Genomic DNA, 25256 nt, shown 5'->3' with positions numbered 1-25256 from the left:
CGGCGGATGGCACGCGAGATCTTCACGGCGGAGCACGAGGCGTTCCGGGACATGGTCCGGTCCTTCATCGAGAAGGAGATCGCCCCCCACCACGAGCAGTGGGAGCGGGACGGCGTCGTGTCGCGCGAGGTGTGGCTGGCCGCCGGCCGGCAGGGCCTGCTGGGCATCGACATGCCCGAGGAGTACGGGGGCGGCGGCGACGACGACTACCGCTACTACGTGATCATGAACGAGGAGTTCGCGAAGGCCGGCGTGCACGGCCCCGGCTTCTCGGTGCACAACGACATCAACGGCGCGTACCTCCGCAGCCTGTGCAACGACGAGCAGAAGGCCCGCTGGTTCCCCGGCTACTGCTCCGGCGAGCTGATCACCGGCATCGCGATGACCGAGCCCGCCGCGGGCTCCGACCTCCAGGGCATCAAGAGCACCGCGGTCAAGGACGGCGACGACTACGTCCTGAACGGCTCCAAGACGTTCATCTCCAACGGCATCCTGGCCGACCTCGTGATCGTCGTCGCCAAGACCGACCCGTCCGCCGGCGCCCGCGGCGTCAGCCTGCTGGCCGTCGAGCGCGGCATGGCCGGCTTCGAGCGCGGCCGCAACCTCGACAAGGTCGGCATGCACGCCCAGGACACCGCCGAGCTGTTCTTCGACAACGTCCGGGTGCCCGCGAAGAACCTCCTCGGCGAGGAGGGCATGGGCTTCATCTACCTCATGCAGAACCTCGCCCGCGAGCGCCTGTCCATCGGCGCCACCGCCATGGCGGGCGCGGAGTCGGCGTTCGAGCAGACCCTGGAGTACTGCAAGACGCGCGAGGCGTTCGGCCGCCCGATCGGCAAGTTCCAGCACAACCGCTTCACGCTCGCCGAGATGAAGACCGAGCTGACCGTGAGCCGCTCGTTCACCGACGAGTGCATCGTCAAGGAGAGCAAGGGCGAGCTGACCGCCGAAGAGGCGTCGATGCTCAAGTACTGGAACACCGAGCTGCTCAAGCGCGTCGTCGACCGCTGCGTCCAGCTCCACGGCGGGTACGGCTACATGACCGAGTACCCGATCGCCAAGGCGTACCAGGACGCCCGCATCCAGACCATCTTCGGCGGCACCACCGAGATCATGAAGGAGATCATCGGCCGTTCGCTCGGCGTCTGACGTCAGGGCTTGCGCGCGACGCCCCCGTAGGCATGGGCCTTCGGGGGCGGCCCGAGCGGGCTGGGGTCCGGCTTCCAGTGCGGCAGCGAGACGATCCCCGGCTCCAGCGGGTCGAGCCCCTCGAAGAAGCGGGCGATCCGCTCGGGGCTGCGCAGCCGGTACGGGACGGCGCCGGTGTCGTCGTAGCCCTTCTGGGCCTCCAGGAACGCCTCGTCGGTGTCGGTGCCGTCCTCCAGGACCAGGTAGCCGCCGGACGGCAGCTCCGCGACGAGCCGGCGCACGATCGACAGCGCCTCCGCGTCGTCGGCGACATGCCCCATGATCCCCATCAGCATCAGCGCCACCGGCCGCCCGAAGTCGAGATGCCGCCGGGCCTGGCGGATGATGTCCTCGGGATCGTGCAGGTCGGCGTCCACGTAGTGGGTGGCGCCCTCGGGACGGCTGGTGAGCAGCGCGCGGGCGTGCACGAGGACGAGCGGATCGTTGTCGACGTAGACGATGTGCGATTCGGGCGCGACCCGCTGCGCGACCTGGTGGGTGTTGTCCTCGGTGGGGAGCCCGGTGCCGATGTCGAGGAACTGCCGCACGCCCTCCTCGGCGGCCAGATGGCGGACGGCCCGTCCCAGGAACTCCCGGGAGACCCGGGCGACCTGCACGATTCCCGGGAACACCTCCGTATAGCGGTCCCCGGCCTCCTGGTCGACCGGGAAATTGTCCTTGCCGCCCAGCCAGTAGTTCCAGATCCGCGCCGAATGCGGCACGCTGGTGTCGATTCCGGCCATCAGATCCTTCTCGGCCGAGTTCCAGAATTCCGGGTCGTCACTGCTCATGATCGCCTTCCGGGGGGTCGTGACGGCGTCGCTCCATGAGAACAGACGACCCGCCCGTCACCCAACCCGATGGATCATTCCGGCCAATCCGCGCGCAGCACTTCCAGGAATCCGATGCTCTCCTCGGGCGGCATGGCCTCTATCGCCAGCCGGACCAGTACCTCCCGGTAGTGGCTGACGTCGCCGCTCTTATGCGGGTACAGGCCGCGATCATGCTGCTCGACGAAGACGATGTCGGGAAGCCCGCGTTCCGGGAAGCGCAGGAGCGTGAGCGGCCCGCCGGTGGCGTCGTGGCCGTGCGCGTGGAGCGGCATCACCTGGACGGTGACGTTCGGCCGCCCGGAGAGCGCGATGAGGTGGCCGAGCTGGTCGCGCATCACCCTGGGGCCGCAGAACCCGTTCCGCAGCACGCTCTCGTCGATCACCGCCCAGAGCCGCAGCGCGTCCGGCCGCCGCAGCGGCTCCTGGCGCCGCATGCGCAGGTGGACCAGGGCGGCCAGATCCCGTGCGTTCGTCCCCGGGCGCTCGCGGCGGTACGCCTCGTAGGCGTAGTCGGGGGTCTGCAGCAGCCCTGGCAGGGAATGCGGCGCGTAGGCGCGGACCTCCTCGGCCTCGGGTTCGAGCGTCAGGTAGGTCCCGAGCCACTCGGGTACGAGCGCCGCGCCGCGTGGCCACCAGGACGGCGCCGCCTCGGCGGCGTCGAGCAGCCACTGGCGCTGGGCGTCCTCGTCATCGCCCCCGGGTGGCCTGCCGAACGGGTGGAGCGCCGCATGCGGACCGGCGCCCGTGCCGTGGCCGCCCGCGGGCCCGCCGGAGGTCGCCGGCCCTTCGGAGGCGGCGGGCGGGGGAGCGGCCGCCGCCCGTTCCGGCAGATTGATCGCTTCGAGCCGCCGACGCAGTGTGTCCAGACTGAGCAGGGACTCCGGCCGGTCGGGAGTCCTGCCGCGCTCGGCGGCGATATGGAGCAGCACGGCCCATATCGATTCGACGAGTTCGGGCCGGAGGGAGTGGCTGCGGGCGCGGCGGAGCAGATCGTGCACCGTGGACCTGGGCAGCGCGGCGACTCGCACGCCGAAGACCCGGTCTCCCGAATTCTTGAGCTTTTCCGCGCGCTTTTCGATGGCGGACAGCGACGGCTGCCCGGCCGACGACCGAAGTAGGTGAAGATCGCCGATCAGGTCGGCGATCATTCGTTTCCGGTCGGCCGGCGGACCCGAAGGCCGACCGTCTCGGCCGAACTGCTCCATCATGGTCCTCCACGGTAGCCGTGAGCCTCGGGTGCCGCGGCTAATATCCACATTTCTGAGGCTCCGTGCAAGCCTTCCGGTGGAGATGAATTATCGAACGAGATTCGATACTGAAAGGTACGGGGTCTCCTCGGCGGAGGCCTCGGTGGCCGGCGATGGGGAGGGAGGCGTCCGGGTTTGTCCGGGCACTTCTGTTTCCGGGACGATGATGTTCTTTTAAGGCATTTTGTGCACTATGAAGTTCCTTGTCGTTCCGCCGCCGGGCAACCGCGGTCCCTCACAGCCACGCTTCCTCGTCCGCGCTCGCGGGCACGTGGCCGGGGACGTACAGCCGGGCGTCCTCGGCGAAGCCCTTGCCGGGCAACTCGCAGCGGACCCGCCGGAACTCCTCCGGGCGCAGGCCGCGGAAGCCGTGCCTGACCACGTCGCGGTAGAGGTCGGTGGAGACGATCACCGCCAGGTCGGCGTCCGTGCCGTCGCCGAGAGCGCGCTTGACGGGCGGGCCGTCGAGCAGCCGGAAGCAGGAGATGACCGCGTCGCCGCCGAATCCGGCCGGGCCCGGCACCACCGGCCCGCGGGTGAGGGCGAGCCGGAGCCTCAGCCTGGCGGACGGGACGAGCGGCCGGTTGTTCGCGCGCAGGGCGACGCGCATCCCGTACAGCAGGTCGGGGATCACGGCGCTCTCGTCGATGCCGCTGGGCGCGATGATCAGGACGCTGTCCCCGGCGGTCTGCTCGATCCGTTCCGGCAGCCGCGCGAGCCGCAGCGCCGCGCGCGTCACCTCGACGAGGTCCTGCTGGGCGCGGATCTGCTCCGGAACGCTCCGGGAACTCCACCCCTTGATGTCCGCCGCCACGCACAGCGCGGTCCGCGCGACGCCCTGCGCCCCCGCGTGCCCGGCGCCGGACGCCGGGTCGCCGAGACCACCGGACCCGTGCAGCCACGCCTTCGCGCCGCCCGCGTCGACGGGCTCGAAGTCCTCCGGGAGGAGGTCGGCGCGGAACTCCGGCACGACGTATCCCTCGTACAGCGCGCCCGACAGCACGGTCGTGAACGGCGTGGGCGTGCCCGGGGCGGCGGTGCGGCTCAGCGCCTCGGCCTCGTCCGGGCCGGGACCGAGCGGCCCGAACGGCCCTTCGGCGGCCGGCCCGATCGCGAACGCCGCCGTGATCCGGAGCCGGGCCGCGGGGATCCGGCGCTCGTTGTGACCGGCGAGCAGGAGCCGCCCCCGCCGGGGCGCCTCGGCCAGGACCAGGCCGCGTCGGCGCCGGCGGGAAGGGCGGCCGACCAGCCGGAGGCGCCGCCGCGCGGGTGCGCCTCGTCCGGCCGCACGCCCGACTCCTCCAGCGCGGCGCGCATGACCGCCTCCGTCTCCGCGAGGGCCGCGATCCGCCGCCGCAGGGTCGGCGCGGGAACGGAGAACCGCCAGAACGTGTGCAGGCGGTGCACAAGAGATGTCATATTTGGCACGTTAACCGGGAGAATCCGGGCGGGTGGCGGCGTACCGCGCCGTATGCCCTGCCCGGGGCACTCACTCCGCGCGGCGACCAGTCCGCGCGTTCTGCTCCTCCTTCTGCTCCTCGTGCTGGCGAGGCCGGACGGCCCGCCGTCATTCTCGGGACGCACAGTGATCGACAACGATGACGCCCGGAGCCTCCTCGCGCGGTACAGCGAGGAATGGCGGGCCGACAGCTTCCTCGCCGGGATCGGCAACCTCGACGTGGAGGCCATGCTGAGCCTCGGTGTACCGCGCCGGTGCGGCGAGGACGAGGTGCTGATGAGGCAGGGGGACCGGGGCCATTCGGTGTTCCTCCTGCTCGAAGCGGTCGTCAAGGTCTCCACCGGCGAGGGCGCCGTCCCGCCGCGGGGCAAGCCCGTTCTGCACGCCATCCGCTCCAGCGGCGACATCGTCGGGGAGTTCGCCTTCCTCGACGGCGGGGCGCGGTGCGCGACGGTGCTCACGGCCAAGCGCGACGGCGTCGTCATGGAGCTGCCGTTCGACCGGCTGGCCGCGCTGGTGACGGCGCGGCCGCGGATCGAGAGAGGTATCCGCGCGTCCGCGATGGAGAAGACGCGGGCCCAGGTGAGGCGCCGGTCGGAGGCCTCGCTTCCCGCCGAGGTCCGCGTGGCGCGGGCCCTGGTCGAGCTGGTCGAGCGGCACGGCCGTGAGGCCGCCGGCAGGTGGGAGTTGGACGTCGGCATGAAGCAGGAGGAGCTCGGCTCCCTGGTCAACGCCAGCCGGAACGCCGCCAGCTCCGCCCTCTCCGCGCTGCGCGACGAGGGCGTCATCGACACCAGGCGAGCAGTGATCTTCGTGCTCGACATGGACCGCCTGCGCGTGCACGCGCGGCTGTGACCGTTGTGTCCTGTACGGGGCACAACGTCGTCCCAGGCGCCCCTGGCCTTAGGGAGATCGCGGCATGCTTCCGCCATGTTCGATTCGCCTGGGCGACGTGGCCCAGTCAGCATGCTGCATGTTCTGGTGACGTTCGGCCCTGCCGATGGCTGCCCGGTGCATGCGCGCAGAGAGCGGGCACGCCTGCTCGACGAGTTCATCGACCATGCCCTGCGTGCCACCGGGAACCGCCCGGAGGAGGCGGAGCGGTTCTCCGAGGGCGACGGCCTGCTCTGTGCGATGCCCGTCGAGACGCCCGTGGACGAGGCCGTCGAGGGGCTGCCCGGGTCGCTGGCCAGGAAGCTGGCCCGCCACAACCGTGCCTCCGCCGAGGCGGCCCGGCTCAAGGCGATCCTGTCGTTCTCCTGCGGCCCCAGCGAGAGCACTCTGGGCCGCCTCATCGGGCCGGGGCGCGACTGCGCCGTGGCCATGGCCGACGGCGAGAGGATCCGGGCCGAACTGGCGAAGGCCCCGCCGGGCATGGTGCTCACGGTGGTCGACACCGCCATCTTCAAGGGCTATGTGGAACCCGAGTTCGGCCAGAACCTCAGCCCTGATGACTTCACGGAGATGCCGGGTGACCCGCCCGCCTGGCTCAGCCGGACGCACGCCCCCGTCCGTTCCGACCCTGCCGCGGGCTCCGTGCCCGAGCCCGCGCGCCCGGACGGGGCCGGGCGAACGCGCAGAGTCGCGGCCCTCGCGCTCCTGGTGCTGGCCGTCGTGGTGCTGCTTGCGGCGGGCGTTCTCTGGCTGGTGCTGGGCGGCGGCGTGCCGGCGCGTGCCTGAGCGCGCGCCGGCACGTTCGCGGGGCCCGCGACGCCGTCCGGGGGCCGGTCCGGGCGGCGTCGCGGGCCGGCTTCCTCAGGCGGTCAGCGGAGGTCGGTGGCGATGATGCGCTCGATGTTGCGCTCCGCCAGGGCGGTGATCGTGACGAACGGGTTGACGCTGGTGTTGCCCGGGATCAGCGCGCCGTCGATCACGTACAGGCCCGGGTGGCCGTGCAGGCGGCCGTGGTTGTCGGTGGCCTTGCCGAGGACGGCGCCCCCGAGCGGGTGGTACGTGAGGTGGTCGCCCCAGATCTTGTAGACGCCGAAGAGGTCGGTCCGGTAGATCGTCCCCTCCTTGCTGTTGATCTTGTCGAAGATCGTCTTGGCGGCGTTGATCGAGGGCTGCTTCCAGGCCGTCTGCCAGTTCAGGTCGACCGCGCCCGTGCCGCTGTTGTACGTGAACTGGGCGCGGTTCGGGTTCTTGGTGATCGACAGGTAGAACGAGGCGTACGTCTCGATCCCGGTCGGCAGCGGCGCCACCTCGGCGAACGCGCCGCCCGCGTCCCAGTTGTCGATGCCGCCGGTGGGCATGGACGACTGGAGCGTTCCGGTCGGGTCCCACATGTGGTTGGCGCGGCCGCACATGACGTTGCCGTTGTCGCCCCAGCCCTTGCCGACCTCGGCGTTCAGGTTGGGGAGGGCCCCGGTCGCCTTGAGCCTGACCAGCAGCTTGCTCGTGCCGACGCTGCCCGCCGCGAAGAACACCCGGTCGGCGATCACGCTCTTGGTGGACGTGACGTTCCCGCTCGTGTCGATCACCTCGATGGCCACGGTGTAGCCGCCGCCGGCCGCCGGGGCGACCGAGGTGACCCTGTGCTGCGGCGAGATCGTGACGCGGCCGGTCGCCTTGGCCTGGGCGAGGTACGTCTTCTGCAGCGACTTCTTGCCCGCGTTGTTGCCGTACAGGACCTCGGCGTTCAGGGCGGACTTGGGGACCGTTCCAGCCGCCTCCTGCTTCATGTAGTCGAAGTCGTACACGTTGGGGACGAACACGAACGGGAACCCGGAGCGCTGCGCGTGCTTACGGCCGACGCGCGCGTACTGGTAGCAGTCGGTGCTGTCGAACCAGGCCGGGTCGATGTGGTTGACGCCGAGGCCCGCGTTGGCGCGCGGGTAGTAGGTGCTGTACATCTCGTTCGCGTCCACCGTCGGGAGGATCGCGCTGAAGCGCTCCCGGAGGGGCGTGACCGCCATGCCGCCGTTCACCAGCGATCCGCCGCCGACGCCGCGGCCCTGGTAGACGGTGATGCCGCTGAAGTCCTCGGCGTCCAGGATCCCGGTGTAGCGGGGGACGTTCTTGTCGAGCGGGAAGCCGAGGAAGTTGCTGAGCGGCTGCTTGGTCCGGGTGCGGAGCCAGTACGAGCGCACGTCCGGGCTGCGGGTATTGGCGAAGATCTTGCCGTCGCTCCCGGGGGTTTCCCACGCCTGGCCCATCTCGATCATGTGCACGTGGACGCCCGCCTGCGCGAGGCGGAGGGCGGCGACGGAGCCGCCGTACCCGGTACCGATGATGAGGACGGGGACGCGGGCCCCGTCGCCGATCGGGCCGGCGACGGCACGGGCGGTGCCGCCCATGATCCCCAACCCCAAGATAGAACCGGTTCCAACCATGAACCCGCGGCGTGTGATGCGCGCGGATCCCTTGCCATGCACGGACGAATCGCCCATGTGACGTCCCTCACTCTCGGCGGATTGAAACGAGTTCTACATCGCTTTCAGTGCACAGTCACTATGTACTGGTTAGTAACTTATGTCCGAAAACTCCTGGTCACGGTGCCGCCACCAAAAGCAACCAAGCACTTGCTATGTACGCCGGAGCGCGCCCCTGTTAGCGTCCAGCCCATGATCTCGACGATCGTCTGGGGCACCGGCAACGTCGGCCGTCTGGCCGTCCGCGCCGTCGACGCCCACCCGGCGCTGGACCTCACCGGCGTGATCGTGCACGACCCCGCCAAGGTCGGCCGCGACGCCGGCGACCTCGGCGGCCTCGGCCGCGACCTCGGCGTGGCGGCCACCGACGACATCGACGCCGTGCTCGCCGCCCGGCCGCAGGCCGTGGTGTACGCCGCGTCCGGCGACATCCGCCCCGACGACGCCCTCGCCGACATCGTCCGCGCGATCCGGGCCGGCGCGGTCGTCGTCAGCCCCGCCCTCTACGCCCTCTACGACCAGCGCAACGCGCCGCCCGAGATGCGCGAGCCGGTCCTGGCGGCGATCAAGGAGGGCGGCGGCTCCCTCTTCGTCTCGGGCGTCGACCCCGGCTGGGGCAACGACGTCCTGCCGCTGCTGATCAGCGGCCTCGGCAGCGTCGTCGACGTGATCCGCTGCCAGGAGATCTTCGACTACTCCACCTACGACCAGCCGGACTCCGTCCGCTACCTGGTCGGCATGGGCCAGCCGATGGACTACGAGCCGCCCATGATCGCGCCGACCGTGCCGACGATGGTCTGGGGCGGCCAGGTCCGCCTCATGGCCCGCGCCCTCGGCGTCGAGCTGGACGAGATCCGCGAGACCCTCGACCGCCGCCCCCTGGAGAAGACCGTCACCACCGCGACCATGGGCGACTTCGAGGAGGGCACCCAGGGCGCCATCCGCTTCGAGGTCCAGGGCATCGTGGCCGGCGAGCCGCTCATCGTCATCGAGCACGTCACCCGCATCCACCCGTCCTGCGCCCCCGACTGGCCCACGCCCCCCGACGGCGGCGACGGCGCCCACCGCGTCATCATCGAGGGCCGCCCCCGCATCGAGGTCTCCGTCGAGGCCACCGACGAGGGCGGCAACCGCGCCGCCGGCGGCAACGCCACCGCGGTCGGCCGCCTGGTGAGCGCCATCGACTGGCTCCTGGACGCCGAACCCGGCCTCTACGACGCCCTCGACGTCCCCCTGCGCCCCGCCGTCGGACGCCTCGGCGCGACCCGGAAAGGCAAGCCGTGAACATCGACGTCCCCGAGGGCAAGGACCCGATCACCTACGTCTGGGGCGAGATGGTCCCCGGCATCGGCCCCGCCGCGTCCCACCTCTCCCTGGCCGTGTACGAGCACACCACCCTCGGCCTGCGCGAGTTCGAGGCCGCCCGGCTCCGCATCGCCCAGATCAACGGCTGCGTCTTCTGCCTCGACTGGCGCACCGAACGCGACGGCGAGAAGGTCGAGGAGGAGTTCGCCGCCGCCGTCGCCGAATGGCGCACCACCGACCGCTTCGACGACCGCACCCGCCTGGCCGCCGAATACGCCGAACGGTACGCCGAGGACCACCACAACCTCGACGACGGGTTCTGGACGCGGATGTCGGCCCACTACACCCAGCGGGAGATCGTCGAACTGTCGATGAGCATCGGCTCCTGGCTGGCCTTCGGCCGCCTCAACCGCGTCCTCGGCCTCGACACCATGTGCATGCTGCCGCGCCCCTGACCGTCCCGGCCACCGCTAGCCGGGATCCTCGATCAGGGCGGGGCGGCGCGGGTCGTCCACCTTGACGGCCACGTCCGCCGCCCTCCTCGGATCGGCCTCCGCCTCGTACCGCGCGTACGCGGGCAGCGTCCAGGCGTCCGCGGCACGCGTCCGGCGGGCCAGCGCGGACTCCGACATCGCCAGGTGAACGGTCACCTCGAACGGCAGCCACCGCCCCAGCAGCAGCGCCCCGTCCAGCAGCAGGACGGCGCCGGGCGGCACGTCCACGTAGTCGGCCCGCGTCGCGCGGTCCCGTTCCGCGTCCCAGAGGCTCGGCAGGACCTTGCCCGTACCGCCCGGGTCCAGCGGCGCGAGCACCTCCCGCAGCAGGCCGCCCGTGTCCAGCCAGTCGTCGTGGAACGCGTCCGGGTCGTCCCTGCCGAACTCGAAGCGCAGCGAGGCCGGCCGCAGGAAGTCGCGCGCCGAGACCCGCAGGACGTCCCGCCCCCGCTCCCGCAGCGGCCCCACCAGCGAATCCGCCAGCTCCCCGGGCGCCGCCGGCGGCGGCCCGTCGACCGCGACCCGCACCCACTCCCCGGGCGAGGCGGCCGCCAGCCGGTCGCTCAGCTCCGCGACCAGCAGCTCAGGCGTTATCGGACGTACCCGCACACCGTCCATCCTGCCCGCCGAATGTCGGAGGCGGGTGGTTGCATCGGGTGCATGGGTGTCGAGACGTTCCTGGAGACCGTCCTCGCGCTGCCCGAGGTCGAGCAGCGCGAGGGATGGTCGGAGGAGATGAGCGGCTTCCGGGTGCGCGGCAAGGGGTTCGCCTACCTGAACGAGGCCGAGGCGACGGCCATGCTCAAGGCCACCAGGGAGGAGCAGGCGGCCCTCACGGCGGAGGACCCGGACGTCTTCACCGTGTCCTGGACGTCCGGCCGCTTCGGCTGGGTAGCCGTCCGGCTGGACCGCGTCGACGCCGAGGAGCTGGCCGAGCTGGTCACCGACGCCTGGCGCCTGTCGGCCCCCAAACGCCTCGCCGCCTCGTACCTCGCCGGAACGGCACGCGGGCCGGGCGACTGACCCGCCGCCCCGGCCGCGCCCGGTCGGCCCGCGGTCTCGGAACGCGCGAAGCACGGGCCGCGGCCCTCGTCCCGGTTCGGGCAGGGAGTGCTCAGCGTAGAAATCCGCCCTATCTGTGGATCCTTATCGATCAAGAAGCGCTGGAGAACGTCGTGGGCGGGTCTGACGTCATGGCGGGCCAGTTGCGCTTCCTGCTTGAACTGGCAGAAAGAGACCGGGTCTGCATCAGGGTCGTACCACGAACGGCCGGCTGGCACTCCGGTCATGAGGGCAACTTCCAGGTCATGACGGTGGGAGGTAAGGGGGTCTCCTACGCTGCGGCCCAACTGGCCGGAAGGCTTGTCGAAGCCAGTGACGAAAGCGCCGTCCTTCAAGTGCGTTTCGATGAGATTGGGGCACTTGCCCTACCTCGGGCTGATTCCAAGGCCCTGATCAAAGAGACCTTGAGGATGTACGAGTGATCGAGTGGCGTAAAAGCTCCCGTAGTGGCGGTGGGCATGATGACGCGTGTGTGGAGTTGGCGGCGGCGGCCAGTGAGGTCTGGGTACGGGATTCCAAGGATCCGGACGGTGATCGCCTGGTGTTCGGGCGTCCGGCGTTCGCGGGGCTGCTCGTGCGAGTGAAGCGCGGTGAGCTTGAGTCCTAGCGCGGTGACCGAGAACGTTCACCGTGTTCACCTGCCGGCCCGCCGTGTTGACTCGTGGCGTGTCCGCCTTTCGCGGCGCTCTTGGAGAGAGACACGCCACGAGTCAACGTCTTGAGGCGACCCCCGGCGAGGGTGAGTGGTCACCGCGCCAGCCGGTGGACGGTCTTGTGTTAGGAGTGCTGCACAGGCGGGGCGGGCTGATGGAAACCCCGGCCCGGTCGGGGTGGCGTTACGGCCGGGCCGGGGTGGTTCGGGGTGCGCGTTGCCGGTGGGACCGGGGTGTGCGTGGTCCTGCGGCCGGTCAGCGGGGCGAGGTGGTGGTGATTCCGCAGGGGCGGGTCTCGCCGGGGCCGACCTGGAGCCAGGGGTCCTGGCGGAAGGCGGGCGGGATGGAGCCGCGGCCCGCGCACAGGACCATGGACGCGGTGCGGTTGGACAGGACCACCTGGCAGCCCGGCGGCGGGGCGTTGGTGAAGCTCGTGAAGACGCCGTTCGTGCGGGTCTGCCCCAGATCTTCGCAGGTGGTGTAGGTGACCGTCACCACCGCCGGGCTTCCGTGCAGAGTCACTCGTCCGGACGCTATGGGGCCGGCCTGGGCGGCCGTCGCCGTGCTCGCGCCGGCCGCCATGAAGACCAGACCGGCGAGCAGGACCTTTCTGCCGCGCATATCGGACGCTCCCTTCTGACGCCTTGCTGACGGGACGAGCCAAGCAGCCGGCGCATTCAGATCCCTGTCAGATCGGCTTCAGGCTGTTTCCACGCTGTACCGTTTGGCCGGCGCCCTCAGATTTTGATCACCGTGACGCGGGGGCCGCACAGATGGACGATGTCGTCCGGATCGGAGGTCAGCACGGTGACCGGGCCCGCGGACGCCAGGGCGGTGGCCGAGAGCATGGCGTCGATGGCGTGCTTGTGGCCGTGCCGGGCTCCGTCGGCCAGGAGCGCGGCGGCCTGCCGTGCGATGGTGTCGGTGACCGGCTCGATGACGATGCGGGACAGCGTCCATTCGAGGGCCGCGCGGTTGATGCCGGGGTGCATGACCTCGACCAGCGTCGCGGCGCTGGTGATGACCCGCAGGTCGTCGGCCAGGGCCAGGGCCAGCCAGCCGGTCACCTCACGGTCGCGCAGGACGGCCTTGGCCAGGCCTTCGCCGTCGAGGACGAGCGTTCCCGCCGGGGTGGCTCCCGCGCGGTTCATGCCGCGCTGGAGCCGCTCTGCTCGTCACGGGCGTGCTGGAGCGCGTCCCGCTTGGCCTGGATCTCCTCGTCGCCGATCGGGCCGTGTTCCGCCTCCGCGACCATGATCAGCTCGTTGAGCTGGTCTCGTTCCAGCTGGCGGGCAACGGCTGCGGCGACGTAGGAGGACAGGCCGGAGCGCCCACCGCGAGCACGCGCCGCTTCGGCGATGTCGCGAGGCAGAGTGATCGAGTACTTCTGGGTGGGCTCGCTCATGCTCTTTATCCTACCTCGGAGGCTACCGATGCGCCGGGTCAGCGGATGAGGACTCGGTCGGTGGGGGCGGTCTTGTCGGGGGTCCAGCCGTCGTGGCCGGCGGCGGCGAGCCAGCGCTTGCCGCCGTGGCGGACCTCGGTGAGGCCGTACGCCTGGGCGTGCGTCATGGCCCAGTGGGCGACGGCCCAGCCGGTACGGGCGGTGGTGACCTTCACGGCGTCGTGGCCGGGGGAGGACGCCGGGCTGATGGCCTGGTTTTCGGTTCGGGTGAGGGAGGCTTGTGGCGTGTCCACTTGGAGCCTTCCACCGAAGGCGCGGCGCATCTCCCGCAGGGCCTCGGCGCGGCGCGGGGCGGTCTTCTCGCCCGGCGGGAACCAGCAGCGGACGGAGGCGGCCTCGCGGCCGGTGAAGGCACGGGCGAGGATCTTGCCCTGGGGCTCGTGCTGGGCGTAGGCGTCGCCGTCGGCGCTGCGCTGGACGATCTGCGCGGCGTCGTGCAGGTCGCGGTCCAGGTAGTCCTTCACCTTGACCAGGGCGTCGAAGAACTTGCTGGTGGCCTGGACGGGATCGCGCAGTTTCTCGGGGCTGCCCCACCCCTGGGACGGGCGCTGCTGGAACATCCCGACCGAGTCGCGGTCGCCGCCGGGCAGGTTGCGGATGTGCGACTCCTGGATCGCGGTCGCGTACGCGATCACCGAGGCGCGTTCGGGGAGGCGCTTGCGGAACGCCACGGCCGCGATGGTGGAGGCGTTGGCGGCCTGTTCGAGGTCCAGCGGCATCTTGCCGTTCGTGGTCCGTACCTCGCAGTTGGATCCGTGCAGGTAGGGGCGGGCGCGGTGGAACGCCGCGTAGCCGCCGGCGCCCAGCGCGATGACGATCACCACCGCCACGCCGGTCCAGCGCCACGGGTGGCGGCGCCCGGACCCGGCGCGTGCCTTCAACTTCGCCCATGCACCCACGCGAAGACCGTACCGGGAGATGGCCCCCGGTAAGCTCAGGGTCCATGACCGAAACGTTCACCAGCCCGATCTCCGGCACCATCGACGAGCTGTGGGAGCGGCGCGCCGACCTGACGCCGGACGACACCGACGCCCGCGCGGCCATCGTCGCGGCCGTCGACCAGATCGACTCCGGCGAGGCCCGGGTCGCGCAGGTCGACCCGGCGACCGACCAGGTCGTGGTGGACGAGCGGGCCAAGCGGGCCATCCTGATGAGCTTCAAGGTGCTCGGCATGGCGCGCTCGCAGGTCGGCGACTTCCAGTACCACGACCGCATCCCGCTCAAGACCCGGCTGGACGGCGTCCGCGTGGTCCCGGGCGCGATCGCCCGCTGGGGCGCGCACCTGGCGCCGGGCGTCGTGCTGATGCCCTCGTTCACCAACATCGGCGCGTACGTGGACTCCGGCACCATGGTCGACACGTGGGCGACCGTGGGGTCGTGCGCGCAGATCGGCAAGAACGTCCACCTGTCCGGCGGCGTCGGCATCGGCGGCGTGCTGGAGCCCCCGAACGCGGTCCCCGTGATCATCGAGGACGAGGCCATGATCGGCAGCCGTTCCATGATCGTCGAGGGTGCCCGGGTGGGCAAGGGCGCCGTGGTGGGCTCCGGGACGAACCTGTCCGCCTCGATGCCGGTGATCGACGTGGAGACCGGCGAGGAGATCAGCCGCGGCCGCATCCCCGACTGGTGCGTGGCCGTCGGCGGCACCCGCTACAAGGAGTTCAAGGGCGGCACGTTCGGCCTGCCGGCCGTGCTGATCCTCAAGCGCCTCGAAGAGGGCCGGCGGCACGACAAGGCGGAGCTGAACGACATCCTCCGCGACCACGGCATCAACACCTGACCTGGACGAGCGAAGGGCCCGCGGCGCACGGCGCCGCGGGCCTTTCCTGTGGGAACCGGCGGCGGGCGTTGTGGGGTTCCCCAGCGGAGCCGGAGATCTCTTGACCGCGGCGGCGGGTGATCGGAGGCTGTGGACGGGTCATCGGGGGCCGGCTGCGGAGAGAGGTCACGCGATGTTCCGACGGTTCGCCACCCTGGTGTCCGCGTTCCTGCTGGTGCTCACCGCGGTGGCGCCCGTCGCGGCCGCGCCGCCGGGCCGGGTACGGCCGGTGGTCTTCGTGCACGGGTTCAGCGGGTCGGGCCAGCAGTTCGAGACGCAGGCGCGGCGGCTGGCGAGCAACGGCTTCCCGGCCGGGCTGATCGAGGCCCACGAGTACGACTCGCTGTTCGTGGAGAACACCCGCGACGAGGTCTACGCGTCCCTGGACCGGCGCATCGCCCGGCTCCGCGCGAAGGCCCGCACGGACAGGGTGGACCTGCTGGCGCACTCGCTCGGAACCGGCCTCATGCAGGCGTACCTGCGGAGTTCCCCCGAGCGCGCCGCGACCGTGGCGCACTACGTCAACCTGGACGGTGCCACCTCGCCCGACCGGCCGGGCGGCGTGCCGACGCTGGCGGTCTGGGGCGAGGGGTCCACCGAGCGCGCGGTCGGCGGGGCGACCAACGTCTACCTGTCCGACCAGGCCCACACGCAGGTGGTGACGTCGGCCGAGACGTTCCGGCACTTCTACGCGTTCTTCAACGGCGGGCGGGCGCCGCGCACCACCGCGATCGTCCCGCAGAGGCACGCGCTGCTGTCCGGCCGCGCCGTGCTGTTCCCCGCGAACACCGGCGCCGCGGGCGCCCGCCTGGAGATCTACCGGGTGGACCCGCGTACGGGCGAGCGCCTGGCCCGGCGGCCCGACGCGGCGTACCGGCTGTCCGGCGACGGATCGTGGGGGCCGTTCAGGGCGCACGGCGGCGCGCACTACGAGTTCGCGGTGGTGTGGAACGGCACGTCCGTCCACCACACGTACTTCCAGCCGTTCCTCCGCAGCGACAACCTCGTCCGGGTGCTGACGAGCCGGCCCGGGGAGGGGCTCGCGGCCCGGATGGAGGTCGGTGACGGCCACTCCGCGCTGACGTTCAGCCGCCAGAAGGAGTGGTGGGGCGACCAGGGCGCGGCGGGCGACTCGCTCCGCGTCAACGGCCGCGAGGTGCTGAACGCCGCCAACGCGCCGCGGGCCAAGCGGGCGATCGGCGTCTTCGCGTACGACGCGGGCAAGGACGGCGCCACTGATCTGACCGCCCCGATCCCGGACTTCTTCGCGCAGCCGTTCATGACCGGCATCGACCTCTTCATGCCCGCGGGCGAGCGCCGGACGATCTCGGTGGTGTCGCGCCCGCGGGGCGGCGCGGGCCACGCCGACGTCCTCAACGTCCCGGCGCGGCCGTCGAGCGTCCACCGGATCTCCGTCCAGCTGAACGACCACGTGCCGGTGCGGCGCTGACCCGCCGGCCTCACGAGCGCTTGGCGTACTCGGCGATCTCCCCGAAGTCGAGCAGGACGCAGGGCTCGTCGCCGACGACCTCGGCGTCGTGGCCGGGCGGGATGGCGACGACGTCGCCGGCCCCGACCTCCTCCTGCGCGCCGTCGGACATCCGCACCCGCATCCGGCCGGAGAGGCAGTAGCCGAGGTGCGACACCTCGCACAGGTCGGTCCCCGCGATCGGCCGGACGTTGTCCGACCAGCGCCAGCCCGGCTCGAACGTGCCGCGCGCGACCGGCCGGCCGGCCATCGTCACCACGTCGGCCTGCCCGTTCCCCTCGAACTTCCGGGTCTCGTCCGGCTGCCGGAAGCTCTTGATCTCGATGGTGGCCATCTTTGCCTCCCGTTTACTAACTGTGGTCTTCGGTGACTTTGCGTAACTTGCCGTCGGATCGACGGTAACTCCGTTCGGTGCGGCCGGAGCGCATACTTTTGGCAATGTCCTGCCGGGGTCCCGCGGGCGCGGCCGGGGTGCGTACGCTTGCTGACCATGCTCGACTTGTACGCGGACGTGGTGGAACTGACGGCGGCGATCGTCGACGTCGAGTCGGTGAGCGGGAACGAGAAGGCGCTCGCCGACGCCGTCGAGGAGGCGCTGGCGCCGCTGCCGCACCTGGACGTGGTGCGCGACGGTGACACCGTGGTGGCGCGGACGGAACTGGGCCGTTCCGAGCGCGTCGTCCTGGCGGGCCACCTCGACACCGTCCCGCTGAACGGCAACCTGCCGTCCCGCGTGGAGGGCGACCGGCTCTACGGATGCGGGACGACCGACATGAAGAGCGGCGTCGCGGTCGCGCTGAAGCTGGCCGCCGCGCTCACCGCGCCGAGCCGCGACATCACGTACGTGTTCTACGAGTGCGAGGAGGTCGAGGCCGAGCGGAACGGGCTGAAGCGGCTCGTCCGTACCCGGCCCGAGCTGCTCGCCGGCGACTTCGCCGTGCTGATGGAGCCGACCGGCGCGCTGATCGAGGGCGGCTGCCAGGGGACGCTCCGCGCCGAGATCACCGCCCGCGGCGAGCGCGCCCACAGCGCCCGCGCCTGGATGGGGTCGAACGCGATCCACTCGGCGGCCGCGATCCTGGACGTCCTGCGCGCGTACGAGCCCACCCGCCCGGTCGTGGACGGCCTGGAGTACCACGAGGGCCTCAACGCCGTGTTCGTCCGCGGCGGCGTGGCCGGGAACGTGATCCCGGACGAGTGCGTCGTCACCGTCAACTACCGCTTCGCCCCGGACAAGTCCCTGGCCGAGGCCGAGGCGTACGTCCGCGAAACGTTCGCCGGCTTCGAGGTGAAGATCGTCGACGCGGCCGCCGCCGCCCGGCCGGGCCTGGACCACCCGGCCGCCGCCGCGTTCGTCGCGGCGACGGGCGCCGAGGTCCGCGCCAAGCTCGGCTGGACGGACGTCGCCCGCTTCTCCGAACTGGGCGTCCCGGCCGTCAACTACGGCCCCGGCGAGCCCACCCTGGCCCACACCAAGGACGAGTACGTCGAGACGCCCCTGATCACCGACTGCGAGCGCCGCATGCTCGCCTGGCTCGGCTGACTCCGTCCCGGTGGACGGGTGAACGCGGGGTTCCGCGCGCGGAAATGCGGGGCCGGTGACCTGCGGGCTTGGCTACGGTGATGGGCATGACATCCGAATCGAGTCCGCGCGCCCGCCGCCAGGGGCCCGCGATGCTGCGCGGCCAGGCCGTCCCCCCGACCACGACCGACCAGCGGCTGCTCGACAGCCGCGGCCCGTCCGACTGGCTGCACGCCGATCCGTGGCGGGTGCTGCGGATCCAGGCGGAGTTCGTGGAGGGGTTCGGACTGCTGGCCGAGCTGCCGAAGGCGGTCAGCGTGTTCGGCAGCGCCCGGACCAAGCCCGGGTCGGAGGAGTACGAGCTGGGCATGGAGATCGGCGCCCGGCTGCACGAGGCCGGGTACGCGGTGATCACCGGCGGCGGGCCCGGGATCATGGAGGCGGCGAACAAGGGCTGCGACGACGCCGGCGGGCTGTCGGTCGGGCTGGGCATCGAGCTGCCGTTCGAGCAGAAGCTGAACGATTACCTCGACATCGGGATGGAGTTCCGCTACTTCTTCGTGCGGAAGACGATGTTCGTGAAGTACTCGCAGGCGTTCGTGGTGCTCCCGGGCGGGTTCGGGACGCTGGACGAGCTGTTCGAGGCGATCACGCTCGTCCAGACCGGGAAGATCACCCGGTTCCCGATCGTGCTGATGGGCACCGAGTTCTGGGGCCCGCTGCTGGACTGGATCAAGGGCACGCTGCTGCCCAAGGGGACGATCTCGCCGGAGGACCCGGACCTGTTCCACCTGACCGACGACCCGGAGGACGCCGTCCGGTACATCGTGGAGGGACACACCCGGGCCGAGCAGGAGCTGATCGAGCGGCGCGCCCAGGCGGCCGCCGCCGAGGAGGCCCAGGACTGACCTCCCCGGCGTAGATACGATCAGGTCGGTACGGCCGCCGTCCGGGGCGCCGTCCCGCCGGTCTCGGCCAGGCCGCCCTGCGCGGGCCTGCGGCCGTGCCTCATCAGCAGGGCGACGGCCAGGCCGACCGTGCCCACGATCGCCGCGTACAGGTAGCCGCTGGTGAACGCGCTCGGGTCGTGCACCACGGCGTGCGTCTCCGGGTCGGTGGCGACCACGTGGCCGGCATGACGACGCCGGTCAGGGTGCTGCCCATGGACGCGGCCGGCAGCGAGTTCATGGCGCCGACCCCCACCTGGTCCGCGGGCAGCCCGGCGCCCAGGTACATCGTCAGGAGGAAGAACGCGGCGGCGGCGACCGGGACCCGCCGGGCGTCGATCCGCCTGGCCAGGAAGCCGCCGAGCGGGCCGGCGAACATCGGCACGAGGCCGAGCGGCGCCGTCCACAGCGAGTACTCGGTCGCCGTCAGCCCGGCGCCGCCGGGGGATTGAGATCGAGCGCCATGGGATCCTACGTTCGGGGTGGGAATTCGATGGCCGCTGATTGCTCGGAGCCGGTCGGCGCTCTTTGAAACCAATGCGCGGTGCGGGCTGTATAGGGCGCGTCCCGTTCAGGGGGACGGGACGTATTGTCCACGCAGGCGATGGGAAAAGGAGATTGCGCGGCCGGTCGACGGCATTGTTAAGAAGCGTTACTTAACCGTGTGGCGCGGCCGGGGGCCTGAGGTGTGCCCGGGTGGGGTCAGGCGGCGGGGTACGGGGCGCGCAGGAGGGCGACCAGCATCGCGTTCAGGTCCGACACGACCTGGGCGGCGGCGGGGCCGCCGCCGGGCGCCGCCGCGGCGCGGTGCCGCTCGTAGTCGGCGAGCACCCGGAACGTGATCATCACCTGCCAGCGCATCCGCCGCTCGAACTCCTCGTCCGGCAGGCCGGGCAGCAGCCGCCTCAGCTCCCTGCGCATGTAGCGCAGGCCGGGCGGGTCCGGCGGGTCGGGCAGGGACGGCGCGGCGCCCGGCCCGGAGGGCGCGGTACGGGCCGCGTGCCAGGGCGCGTCGGCCATGGGGTGGTCCATCACGTTGGCCAGGAAGCGCAGGTACCAGGTGCGCCCGCTGGAGCTGCCGATCGTCTCCATCAGGGGGAGCACCAGCAGGTTGACCAGCTCGGTGAGGGTGGCGGGCGTGCCGGAGCGGCGCAGCGCGTCGACCAGGTCCGCGCGGCGCGCGTCCACGGCCCGCGAGCGATTGGTGATGATCGCGTTGACCAGGCCCTCCTTGGACCCGAAGTGGTACTGCGCCGCGGAGTTGTTGCGCTGGCCCGCCTCGATGCCGACCTGGCGCAGCGACACCGGCTCGATCCCGTACTCGGCGAACAGCCGCTCGGCGACGTCGATGAGCCTGGCGCGCGTGTCCTGCGCGGCCGCCGTCCGCTCGCCGCCCGGCGCCGGCGCCGTCTCGCCCCTGCTCACGGCGACCACCCTACTCAGTCCGTTCCGATGATCGTGGAGGCACTCCTTGACCACTTAAGACATGCGTCTTAGGCTTCATGGAACTTCGTTCTGGAGCGGCGCGCCGCCGACGAGCCGTCGCTCATGGCGCAGGTGAACTTCCGTATCAGCCGGATGTGGGTCGCCCAGGCCCGCGAGGAGGCCCGCCGATGACCGCGACCGGAACCGGGGCCGGGACCCCGCGCAGGCGGCCGAACGTGGTCGTCGTGCTCCTGGACGACGTCGGCTGGGGAGCGGCCGGAACGTTCGGCGGCCCCATCCGCACCCCGACGCTGGACGCGATGCGCGCCGAGGGCCTGGCGTACAACCGCTTCCACACCACGGCGATCTGCTCGCCGACCCGCGCGGCGCTGCTGACCGGCCGGGACGCCCACGCGGCCGGCGTCGGGACCGTCCTCAACAGCGCCAACGCCCACCCCGGGTACGAGGGCGTGCTGCGCCCCGAGTGCGCGACCGTCGCCGAGATCCTGCGGCAGCACGGCTACAGCACCGCCTGCGTCGGCAAGTGGCACCTCGCGCCGCCGTGGGAGTCGTCCCAGGCGGGGCCGTTCGACCGCTGGCCGACCGGGCAGGGGTTCGAGAAGTTCTACGGCTTCCTCGGCGGGGAGACGCACCAGTACCAGCCGACGCTGTACGAGGGCACCGCGCCCGTCGAGCCGCCGGACACCCCCGGCTACCACCTGACCGAGGACCTGGTCGACCAGTCGATCCGCTGGATCCGGATGCAGCACGCGATGACGCCGGACCGCCCCTTCTTCCTCTACCTCGCGCCCGGCGCGACCCACGCGCCGCTGCACGTGCCGGCCGAGTGGAGCGAGCGCTACCGGGGCAGGTTCGCGCACGGCTGGGACGCCGAGCGGGACGCCATCCTCGCCCGCCAGATCGAGCGCGGCGTCGTACCGGAGGGGACGCGGACGACCCCGCGCCCCGAGGAGATCCCGAGCTGGGAGAGCCTGCCCGACGCGAGCGCGGCGTCGCCGAGCGCCTCATGGAGGTGTACGCCGGCTTCCTGGAGCACACCGACGTCCAGGTCGGGCGGCTGATCGACGAGCTGAGGCGCGGCGGCCTGCACGACGACACGCTCTTCGTCTACATCGTCGGCGACAACGGCAGCAGCGCCGAGGGCGGCCTGCCCGGCAGCATCAACTACATGGGCGCCCTCCAGGGCATGAACGAGTCCCCGGCGGGCACCCTCGCCCGGCTCGACGAGATCGGCACGGCGGAGTCGTACCCGCAGTACCCGGCGGGCTGGGCCTGGGCGATGACGGCGCCGTACCAGTGGGTCAAGCAGATCGCCTCGCACCTCGGCGGCACCCGCAACCCGATGGCGGTGACCTGGCCGAACGGCATCTCCGGCAGCGGCCTGCGCACCCAGTTCTCGCACGTGAACGACATCGCGCCGACGATCCTGGAGGCGGCCGGGCTGGCGATGCCCGAGGCCGTGAACGGCGTCGTCCAGGAGCCGATGCACGGCACGAGCCTCGTCTACAGCTTCGACGACCCGGACGCGCCGGAGCGGCACACCACCCAGTACTTCGAGGTGTACGGCCACCGGTCGCTGTACCACGAGGGCTGGATGGCCTCCGCGCACCACGGCGGCGTCCCGTGGGGCGTCGGCCTCCCCGGGAAGGACCGGCCGTTCGAGGACGACGTCTGGGAGCTGTACGACCTGGAGGCGGACTTCAGCCAGGCGAACGACCTCGCCGAGGCGGAGCCCGGACGGCTCGCCGAACTCCAGCGGCTCTTCGAGCGCGAGGCCGGCCGGGTCGGGATCCTCCCGCTCCGCGACGCCCGCGTGTCCCGCACGCGCATGCCCAACCTCGCCCGGGGCCGCAAGAGCTTCACGTACTACCCCGGCGCCGTCGGCATCCCGGAGAGCAACGCGCCCCGCATGCTCGGCAGGTCGTGGACGCTCACGGCGGCGCTGGAGACCGGCGACCGGCCGCGCGGCGTCATCGCCACGATGGGCGGGCGGGCCGCGGGCTGGTCGCTGTACGTCGACACCGCCGCCCGGCCCGTCTTCGTCTACCGGACGTTCGAGCTGGCCGTCGCCGAGCTGGCGCCCGGCCTCGCGCTGGAGCCCGGGCGGCACGTGCTCCGGGTGGACTTCACCGCTGACAGCGACGGCATCGGGCGCGGCGGGACGCTCGTCCTCACCGCGGACGGGACGCGGGTCGCGGGCGCTCACCTCGCCGCGACCCCGCCCGCGATCTTCTCGATCGACGAGACCTTCGACATCGGCCTGAACACCGGCTCGCCGGTGGGCGACCACCCGCCCGCGTTCCCCTTCGCGGGCGGCGAGATCGAACGGGTCGACATCGTCCTGGACTGAGCCGGGCCGGGGCGCCCTTCAATAGAGTGGAGGTCCCTGCTCTCGTCCCGGTGAAGGTGGCTGTGGCCTTGGAACGTCCGTCCCTCGCGGTCTGCGTGTTCTGCGCGTCCTCCAGCAAGATCGACAAGCGGCATGTGGAGCTGGCGGCGGAGGCCGGCGCCGAGCTGGCCCGCCGCGGCCACAGCCTGGTCAGCGGCGGCGCCCAGGTCTCCTGCATGGGCGCCGTCGCGCGGGCCGCCCGCGCCGGCGGCGCCCGCACCGTCGGAGTGATCCCCGAGGGCCTGGTCAGCGTGGAGATCTCCGACGAGGCCAACGACGAGCTGATCGTCACCCCGGACATGCGTACCCGCAAGGGCCAGATGGACGAGCGCAGCGACGCGTTCCTGGTGCTGCCCGGCGGCATCGGCACATTGGAGGAGCTGTTCGAGATCTGGACGGCGCGGGTCCTCGGCATGCACACCAAGCCGGTGGTCATCCTCGACCCGACCGGCGTGTACGACCCGCTGCGCGAGCTGATGGTCTCGCTCGCCGACCAGGGCTTCGCCCGCGCGAAGATCTTCGACGCGATCGGCTGGACGGACTCGGTCACCGAGGCGTTCGACCTCCTGGAGCGCTCCCAGCCCCGCATCGAGGCGACCCCCGAGGACTACGCCGAAGCCGAGCTCTGACCACGGGCTCTGACCACGGGCTCTGATCACACCGCGTGACGAGCCCATCGGGTCATGTCCGCATTGCGGAACTGTGTCCTGGGGGTTTGTCCATGGGACCTGGCTCGTTCACCGCCGGTTCAGGGCGGCGGACCAGGCTCCTCGCTGATCGCAATGATGTGAAGGAGTCTCCATGTCCGTGTCCCGTCGCGGGGTCGTGAAGGGCGGCGCCGCGGGCGCCCTGTCCATCGCCCTGGCCGGCAGCCTCGACACCGTCTTCCAGACCTCGGCCGGCGCCGAGGTCGGGGAGGCCTACGGTTACGGCCCGCTGGTCCCCGACCCCAAGGGGGTCCTGGACCTGCCCAAGGGGTTCTCGTACAAGGCCATCTCCGCCGAGGGCGACGCCATGCCCGGCGGCGGCAAGGTCCCCGGCAAGCACGACGGCACCGCCATGTTCCCCGGCGGCCGCCGCGACACGATCCGGATGGTCCGCAACCACGAGCAGACCGCCAGCGGCGTCAAGCCGACCGCGCCCGAGCGCCTGGTGTACGACCCGGCCGCGTACGGCGGCACCACCACGCTGGAGCTGGACCGGCACGGCAACGTGCTGGACCAGGAGGTCAGCATCGCCGGCACCGCCACCAACTGCGCCGGCGGCAGCACCCCGTGGGGCACCTGGCTCACCTGCGAGGAGACCGAGGGCTTCGGCGCGCAGACCAAGTCGCACGGCTGGGTGTTCGAGGTCGACCCGACCGGCCGCCGGACCCGGCCCGAGCCGATCACCGCCATGGGCCGCTTCGCGCACGAGGCCGTCGCCATCGACCCGCACAGCCACGTCGCGTACCTGACCGAGGACGCGTCCGGGCCGTTCGGGCTGTTCTACCGGTTCTCGCCGCGCTCGCACCGCGGCCAGTACGGCACGTACCTGCACGGCGGCCGCCTGGAGGCCATGTACGTGCCCGGCCTGCCGGACCTGTCGGTCGTGCAGGAGCCGGGCGAGCGGTTCCGCGTCAAGTGGGTGCGGGTGCCCGACCCGTCGGCGGCGCGGACCTCGATCCGCAAGCAGTTCGAGGACGAGAAGATCACCCGCAGCCAGAAGCTCGAAGGCGCCTGGTGGGGCCACGGCAAGGCGTACTTCGTCGCCAGCTTCTCCGACACCGGCGACGGCGCCGCCGCCGACCACGCCGGCCAGGTCTGGGCGTACGACCCGCGCAGGCAGACCATCGAGCTGGAGCTGGTCTTCAAGCCGGGCGGGCGGTTCGACGGCCCCGACAACATCACCGTCTCCCCGTACGGCGGCGGCGTGATCCTGGCCGAGGACGGCGACGGCGAGCAGTACCTCGTCGGCACCACCCGCAAGGGCGAGCCGTTCGCGTTCGCGCGCAACGCGTTCAACGACAGCGAGATGACGGGCGTCACGTTCTCCCCGGACGGGCGGACGCTGTTCGCCAACCGGCAGACGCCGGGCATCACGTTCGCGATCACCGGCCCCTGGCACCGCGTCCGCTACTGACGCGGCCACGCGCCCCCGCGCGGCCCGGCCCGGTCCCGCCGGGATCAGGCCAGGCCGCGGCGGGCCAGCGCGGGCGGGCGGGCGCCCTGGATGGCGGCGACCATGTCCAGGACCTGCCGCAGCGCGGGCAGCGCGCTCTCGGGCGCGCGGAACGCCCGCACCCCCAGCCAGGCGTACACGGAGGCGGCGGCGAGCATCCCGGGATCGGGCTCGCCGCCGCCTCCGTTCGCGTTCCCGTCTCCGTCTCCGCCGCCGTCCGCGGGGGCCAGCGTCACCAGCACCGGGCGTCCGGCGGCGACCAGCTCCTCCACCAGCGCGGCCGGAGGCGCGGTTCCGGCATCGGCCGTACCTGCCGGAACGGGCGCGCCGTACGGCAGGACCCAAGGCTCATGCGACTCCATGCGTCCAAGCGTGGCACGATCGTCCTACGGACACGTAGACAGATC

31 protein-coding genes are annotated in these 25256 nt (G+C 71.7%); 17 read left to right on the top strand and 14 right to left on the bottom strand.

Translation table 11 applies throughout. From position 1 onward, the window contains the following. Window positions 1–6: 6 nt before the first annotated feature. Complete coding sequence (locus tag ACA361_RS01505; RefSeq protein WP_375009910.1) at window positions 7–1149, top strand: acyl-CoA dehydrogenase family protein; 1143 nt, start codon at window positions 7–9, stop codon at window positions 1147–1149. A 2-nt stretch (window positions 1150–1151) separates the two neighbouring features. Here the strand turns inward: ACA361_RS01505 and ACA361_RS01500 are convergent, their stop codons facing one another. The 4 genes from ACA361_RS01500 to ACA361_RS01485 form a co-directional block, all read right to left on the bottom strand. Further along, window positions 1152–1979, bottom strand: a complete 828-nt coding sequence (locus ACA361_RS01500; protein WP_375009909.1) for an SAM-dependent methyltransferase — start codon at window positions 1977–1979, stop codon at window positions 1152–1154. 74 nt (window positions 1980–2053) lie between these two features. Next, complete coding sequence (locus ACA361_RS01495; protein ID WP_375009908.1) at window positions 2054–3169, bottom strand: DUF5753 domain-containing protein; 1116 nt, start codon at window positions 3167–3169, stop codon at window positions 2054–2056. 334 nt (window positions 3170–3503) lie between these two features. Next, window positions 3504–4238 (bottom strand): hypothetical protein, encoded by a 735-nt coding sequence (locus tag ACA361_RS01490; protein ID WP_375009907.1) that lies wholly within the window; start codon window positions 4236–4238, stop codon window positions 3504–3506. A gap of 74 nt (window positions 4239–4312) precedes the next feature. Beyond that, the gene (locus tag ACA361_RS01485; RefSeq protein ID WP_375009906.1) at window positions 4313–4687 is read right to left on the bottom strand and encodes a hypothetical protein; all 375 of its coding nucleotides are present in this window, start codon (window positions 4685–4687) and stop codon (window positions 4313–4315) included. Window positions 4688–4853: 166 nt separating this feature from the next. On the opposite strand from ACA361_RS01485, the gene ACA361_RS01480 reads away from it, so the two are divergent. After that, entirely contained in the window at window positions 4854–5582 is a 729-nt protein-coding gene (locus tag ACA361_RS01480) for a Crp/Fnr family transcriptional regulator (protein ID WP_375009905.1), read from the top strand. A gap of 156 nt (window positions 5583–5738) precedes the next feature. After that, window positions 5739–6407: a hypothetical protein gene (locus ACA361_RS01475; protein WP_375009904.1), complete on the top strand. Its 669-nt coding sequence runs from the start codon at window positions 5739–5741 to the stop codon at window positions 6405–6407. An 83-nt stretch (window positions 6408–6490) separates the two neighbouring features. Here the strand turns inward: ACA361_RS01475 and ACA361_RS01470 are convergent, their stop codons facing one another. After that, entirely contained in the window at window positions 6491–8023 is a 1533-nt protein-coding gene (locus tag ACA361_RS01470; protein ID WP_375009903.1) for a GMC oxidoreductase, read from the bottom strand. Window positions 8024–8290: 267 nt separating this feature from the next. On the opposite strand from ACA361_RS01470, the gene ACA361_RS01465 reads away from it, so the two are divergent. Beyond that, window positions 8291–9382, top strand: coding sequence for a dihydrodipicolinate reductase (locus ACA361_RS01465; protein WP_375009902.1), 1092 nt, complete (start codon window positions 8291–8293; stop codon window positions 9380–9382). Further along, window positions 9379–9858 carry a carboxymuconolactone decarboxylase family protein gene (locus ACA361_RS01460; protein WP_375009900.1) on the top strand — a complete coding sequence of 160 codons (480 nt, stop codon included), beginning with the start codon at window positions 9379–9381 and terminating at the stop codon, window positions 9856–9858. Before ACA361_RS01465 ends, ACA361_RS01460 begins: the two co-directional genes overlap by 4 nt. Before the next feature lie 15 nt (window positions 9859–9873). Here ACA361_RS01460 and ACA361_RS01455 read toward each other — a convergent pair whose 3' ends face one another. After that, window positions 9874–10506: a uridine kinase gene (locus ACA361_RS01455; protein WP_375009899.1), complete on the bottom strand. Its 633-nt coding sequence runs from the start codon at window positions 10504–10506 to the stop codon at window positions 9874–9876. 51 nt (window positions 10507–10557) lie between these two features. Between ACA361_RS01455 and ACA361_RS01450 the strand changes: the two genes are divergently transcribed. Genes ACA361_RS01450 through ACA361_RS01440 form a run of 3 tightly spaced genes read left to right on the top strand, consistent with a single transcriptional unit; the run spans window position 10558 to window position 11566 of the window. Beyond that, window positions 10558–10920, top strand: coding sequence for an MmcQ/YjbR family DNA-binding protein (locus ACA361_RS01450; protein ID WP_375009898.1), 363 nt, complete (start codon window positions 10558–10560; stop codon window positions 10918–10920). Then, a complete protein-coding gene (locus tag ACA361_RS01445; RefSeq protein ID WP_375010876.1) occupies window positions 10848–11381 on the top strand; it encodes a DUF5753 domain-containing protein in 534 nt (177 codons plus the stop codon). Before ACA361_RS01450 ends, ACA361_RS01445 begins: the two co-directional genes overlap by 73 nt. Beyond that, a complete protein-coding gene (locus tag ACA361_RS01440; protein WP_375009897.1) occupies window positions 11378–11566 on the top strand; it encodes a DUF397 domain-containing protein in 189 nt (62 codons plus the stop codon). Before ACA361_RS01445 ends, ACA361_RS01440 begins: the two co-directional genes overlap by 4 nt. A 301-nt stretch (window positions 11567–11867) precedes the next feature. Here ACA361_RS01440 and ACA361_RS01435 read toward each other — a convergent pair whose 3' ends face one another. The 4 genes from ACA361_RS01435 to ACA361_RS01420 all read right to left on the bottom strand — a co-directional run bounded on the left by ACA361_RS01435 (window position 11868) and on the right by ACA361_RS01420 (window position 13976). Beyond that, window positions 11868–12233, bottom strand: coding sequence for a hypothetical protein (locus ACA361_RS01435; protein ID WP_375009896.1), 366 nt, complete (start codon window positions 12231–12233; stop codon window positions 11868–11870). A 116-nt stretch (window positions 12234–12349) separates the two neighbouring features. After that, window positions 12350–12763 (bottom strand): type II toxin-antitoxin system VapC family toxin, encoded by a 414-nt coding sequence (locus tag ACA361_RS01430; RefSeq protein WP_375009895.1) that lies wholly within the window; start codon window positions 12761–12763, stop codon window positions 12350–12352. Continuing rightward, entirely contained in the window at window positions 12760–13017 is a 258-nt protein-coding gene (locus ACA361_RS01425; protein WP_375009894.1) for a CopG family transcriptional regulator, read from the bottom strand. Before ACA361_RS01425 ends, ACA361_RS01430 begins: the two co-directional genes overlap by 4 nt. A 38-nt stretch (window positions 13018–13055) precedes the next feature. Continuing rightward, complete coding sequence (locus tag ACA361_RS01420) at window positions 13056–13976, bottom strand: hypothetical protein (protein WP_375009893.1); 921 nt, start codon at window positions 13974–13976, stop codon at window positions 13056–13058. Between the two features lie 44 nt (window positions 13977–14020). On the opposite strand from ACA361_RS01420, the gene ACA361_RS01415 reads away from it, so the two are divergent. Both ACA361_RS01415 and ACA361_RS01410 read left to right on the top strand, forming a co-directional pair. Next, complete coding sequence (locus tag ACA361_RS01415) at window positions 14021–14857, top strand: 2,3,4,5-tetrahydropyridine-2,6-dicarboxylate N-succinyltransferase (protein ID WP_375009892.1); 837 nt, start codon at window positions 14021–14023, stop codon at window positions 14855–14857. A gap of 172 nt (window positions 14858–15029) precedes the next feature. Next, window positions 15030–16346 (top strand): alpha/beta hydrolase, encoded by a 1317-nt coding sequence (locus tag ACA361_RS01410; RefSeq protein WP_375009891.1) that lies wholly within the window; start codon window positions 15030–15032, stop codon window positions 16344–16346. Between the two features lie 10 nt (window positions 16347–16356). On the opposite strand, the gene ACA361_RS01405 is transcribed toward ACA361_RS01410, so the two are convergent. Beyond that, a complete protein-coding gene (locus tag ACA361_RS01405) occupies window positions 16357–16719 on the bottom strand; it encodes a cupin domain-containing protein (RefSeq protein WP_375009890.1) in 363 nt (120 codons plus the stop codon). A 156-nt stretch (window positions 16720–16875) separates the two neighbouring features. Between ACA361_RS01405 and dapE the strand changes: the two genes are divergently transcribed. Further along, on the top strand, window positions 16876–17928 hold the full coding sequence (gene dapE, locus ACA361_RS01400) for a succinyl-diaminopimelate desuccinylase (protein ID WP_375009889.1): 1053 nt from the start codon (window positions 16876–16878) through the stop codon (window positions 17926–17928). Between the two features lie 86 nt (window positions 17929–18014). After that, the gene (locus ACA361_RS01395; protein WP_375009888.1) at window positions 18015–18815 is read left to right on the top strand and encodes a TIGR00730 family Rossman fold protein; all 801 of its coding nucleotides are present in this window, start codon (window positions 18015–18017) and stop codon (window positions 18813–18815) included. 20 nt (window positions 18816–18835) lie between these two features. On the opposite strand, the gene ACA361_RS01390 is transcribed toward ACA361_RS01395, so the two are convergent. Then, entirely contained in the window at window positions 18836–19033 is a 198-nt protein-coding gene (locus ACA361_RS01390) for a hypothetical protein (RefSeq protein ID WP_375009887.1), read from the bottom strand. 9 nt (window positions 19034–19042) lie between these two features. Here ACA361_RS01390 and ACA361_RS01385 point away from each other — a divergent pair, with 9 nt between their 5' ends. After that, the gene (locus tag ACA361_RS01385; protein WP_375009886.1) at window positions 19043–19306 is read left to right on the top strand and encodes a hypothetical protein; all 264 of its coding nucleotides are present in this window, start codon (window positions 19043–19045) and stop codon (window positions 19304–19306) included. Window positions 19307–19556: 250 nt separating this feature from the next. Here the strand turns inward: ACA361_RS01385 and ACA361_RS01380 are convergent, their stop codons facing one another. After that, entirely contained in the window at window positions 19557–20279 is a 723-nt protein-coding gene (locus ACA361_RS01380; protein WP_375009885.1) for a TetR/AcrR family transcriptional regulator, read from the bottom strand. Window positions 20280–20467: 188 nt separating this feature from the next. On the opposite strand from ACA361_RS01380, the gene ACA361_RS01375 reads away from it, so the two are divergent. From ACA361_RS01375 to ACA361_RS01360, 4 genes are all read left to right on the top strand, one after another. After that, window positions 20468–21361, top strand: coding sequence for a sulfatase-like hydrolase/transferase (locus tag ACA361_RS01375; protein ID WP_375009884.1), 894 nt, complete (start codon window positions 20468–20470; stop codon window positions 21359–21361). Beyond that, window positions 21262–22650, top strand: a complete 1389-nt coding sequence (locus tag ACA361_RS01370; RefSeq protein ID WP_375010875.1) for a sulfatase-like hydrolase/transferase — start codon at window positions 21262–21264, stop codon at window positions 22648–22650. Before ACA361_RS01375 ends, ACA361_RS01370 begins: the two co-directional genes overlap by 100 nt. Before the next feature lie 68 nt (window positions 22651–22718). Then, window positions 22719–23318, top strand: a complete 600-nt coding sequence (locus ACA361_RS01365) for a TIGR00730 family Rossman fold protein (protein ID WP_375009883.1) — start codon at window positions 22719–22721, stop codon at window positions 23316–23318. Window positions 23319–23490: 172 nt separating this feature from the next. Beyond that, a complete protein-coding gene (locus ACA361_RS01360; protein WP_375009882.1) occupies window positions 23491–24810 on the top strand; it encodes an alkaline phosphatase PhoX in 1320 nt (439 codons plus the stop codon). A 44-nt stretch (window positions 24811–24854) separates the two neighbouring features. Here ACA361_RS01360 and ACA361_RS01355 read toward each other — a convergent pair whose 3' ends face one another. Further along, entirely contained in the window at window positions 24855–25211 is a 357-nt protein-coding gene (locus ACA361_RS01355) for a hypothetical protein (protein WP_375009881.1), read from the bottom strand. Window positions 25212–25256: the final 45 nt, after the last annotated feature.

Origin of the sequence: Actinomadura sp. 21ATH, assembly GCF_041951345.1 — a bacterium.
Taxonomy (GTDB): domain Bacteria; phylum Actinomycetota; class Actinomycetes; order Streptosporangiales; family Streptosporangiaceae; genus Spirillospora.
The sequence above is the reverse complement of the archived record's forward strand: the minus strand, read 5'-3'. Positions and strand labels throughout refer to the sequence as shown.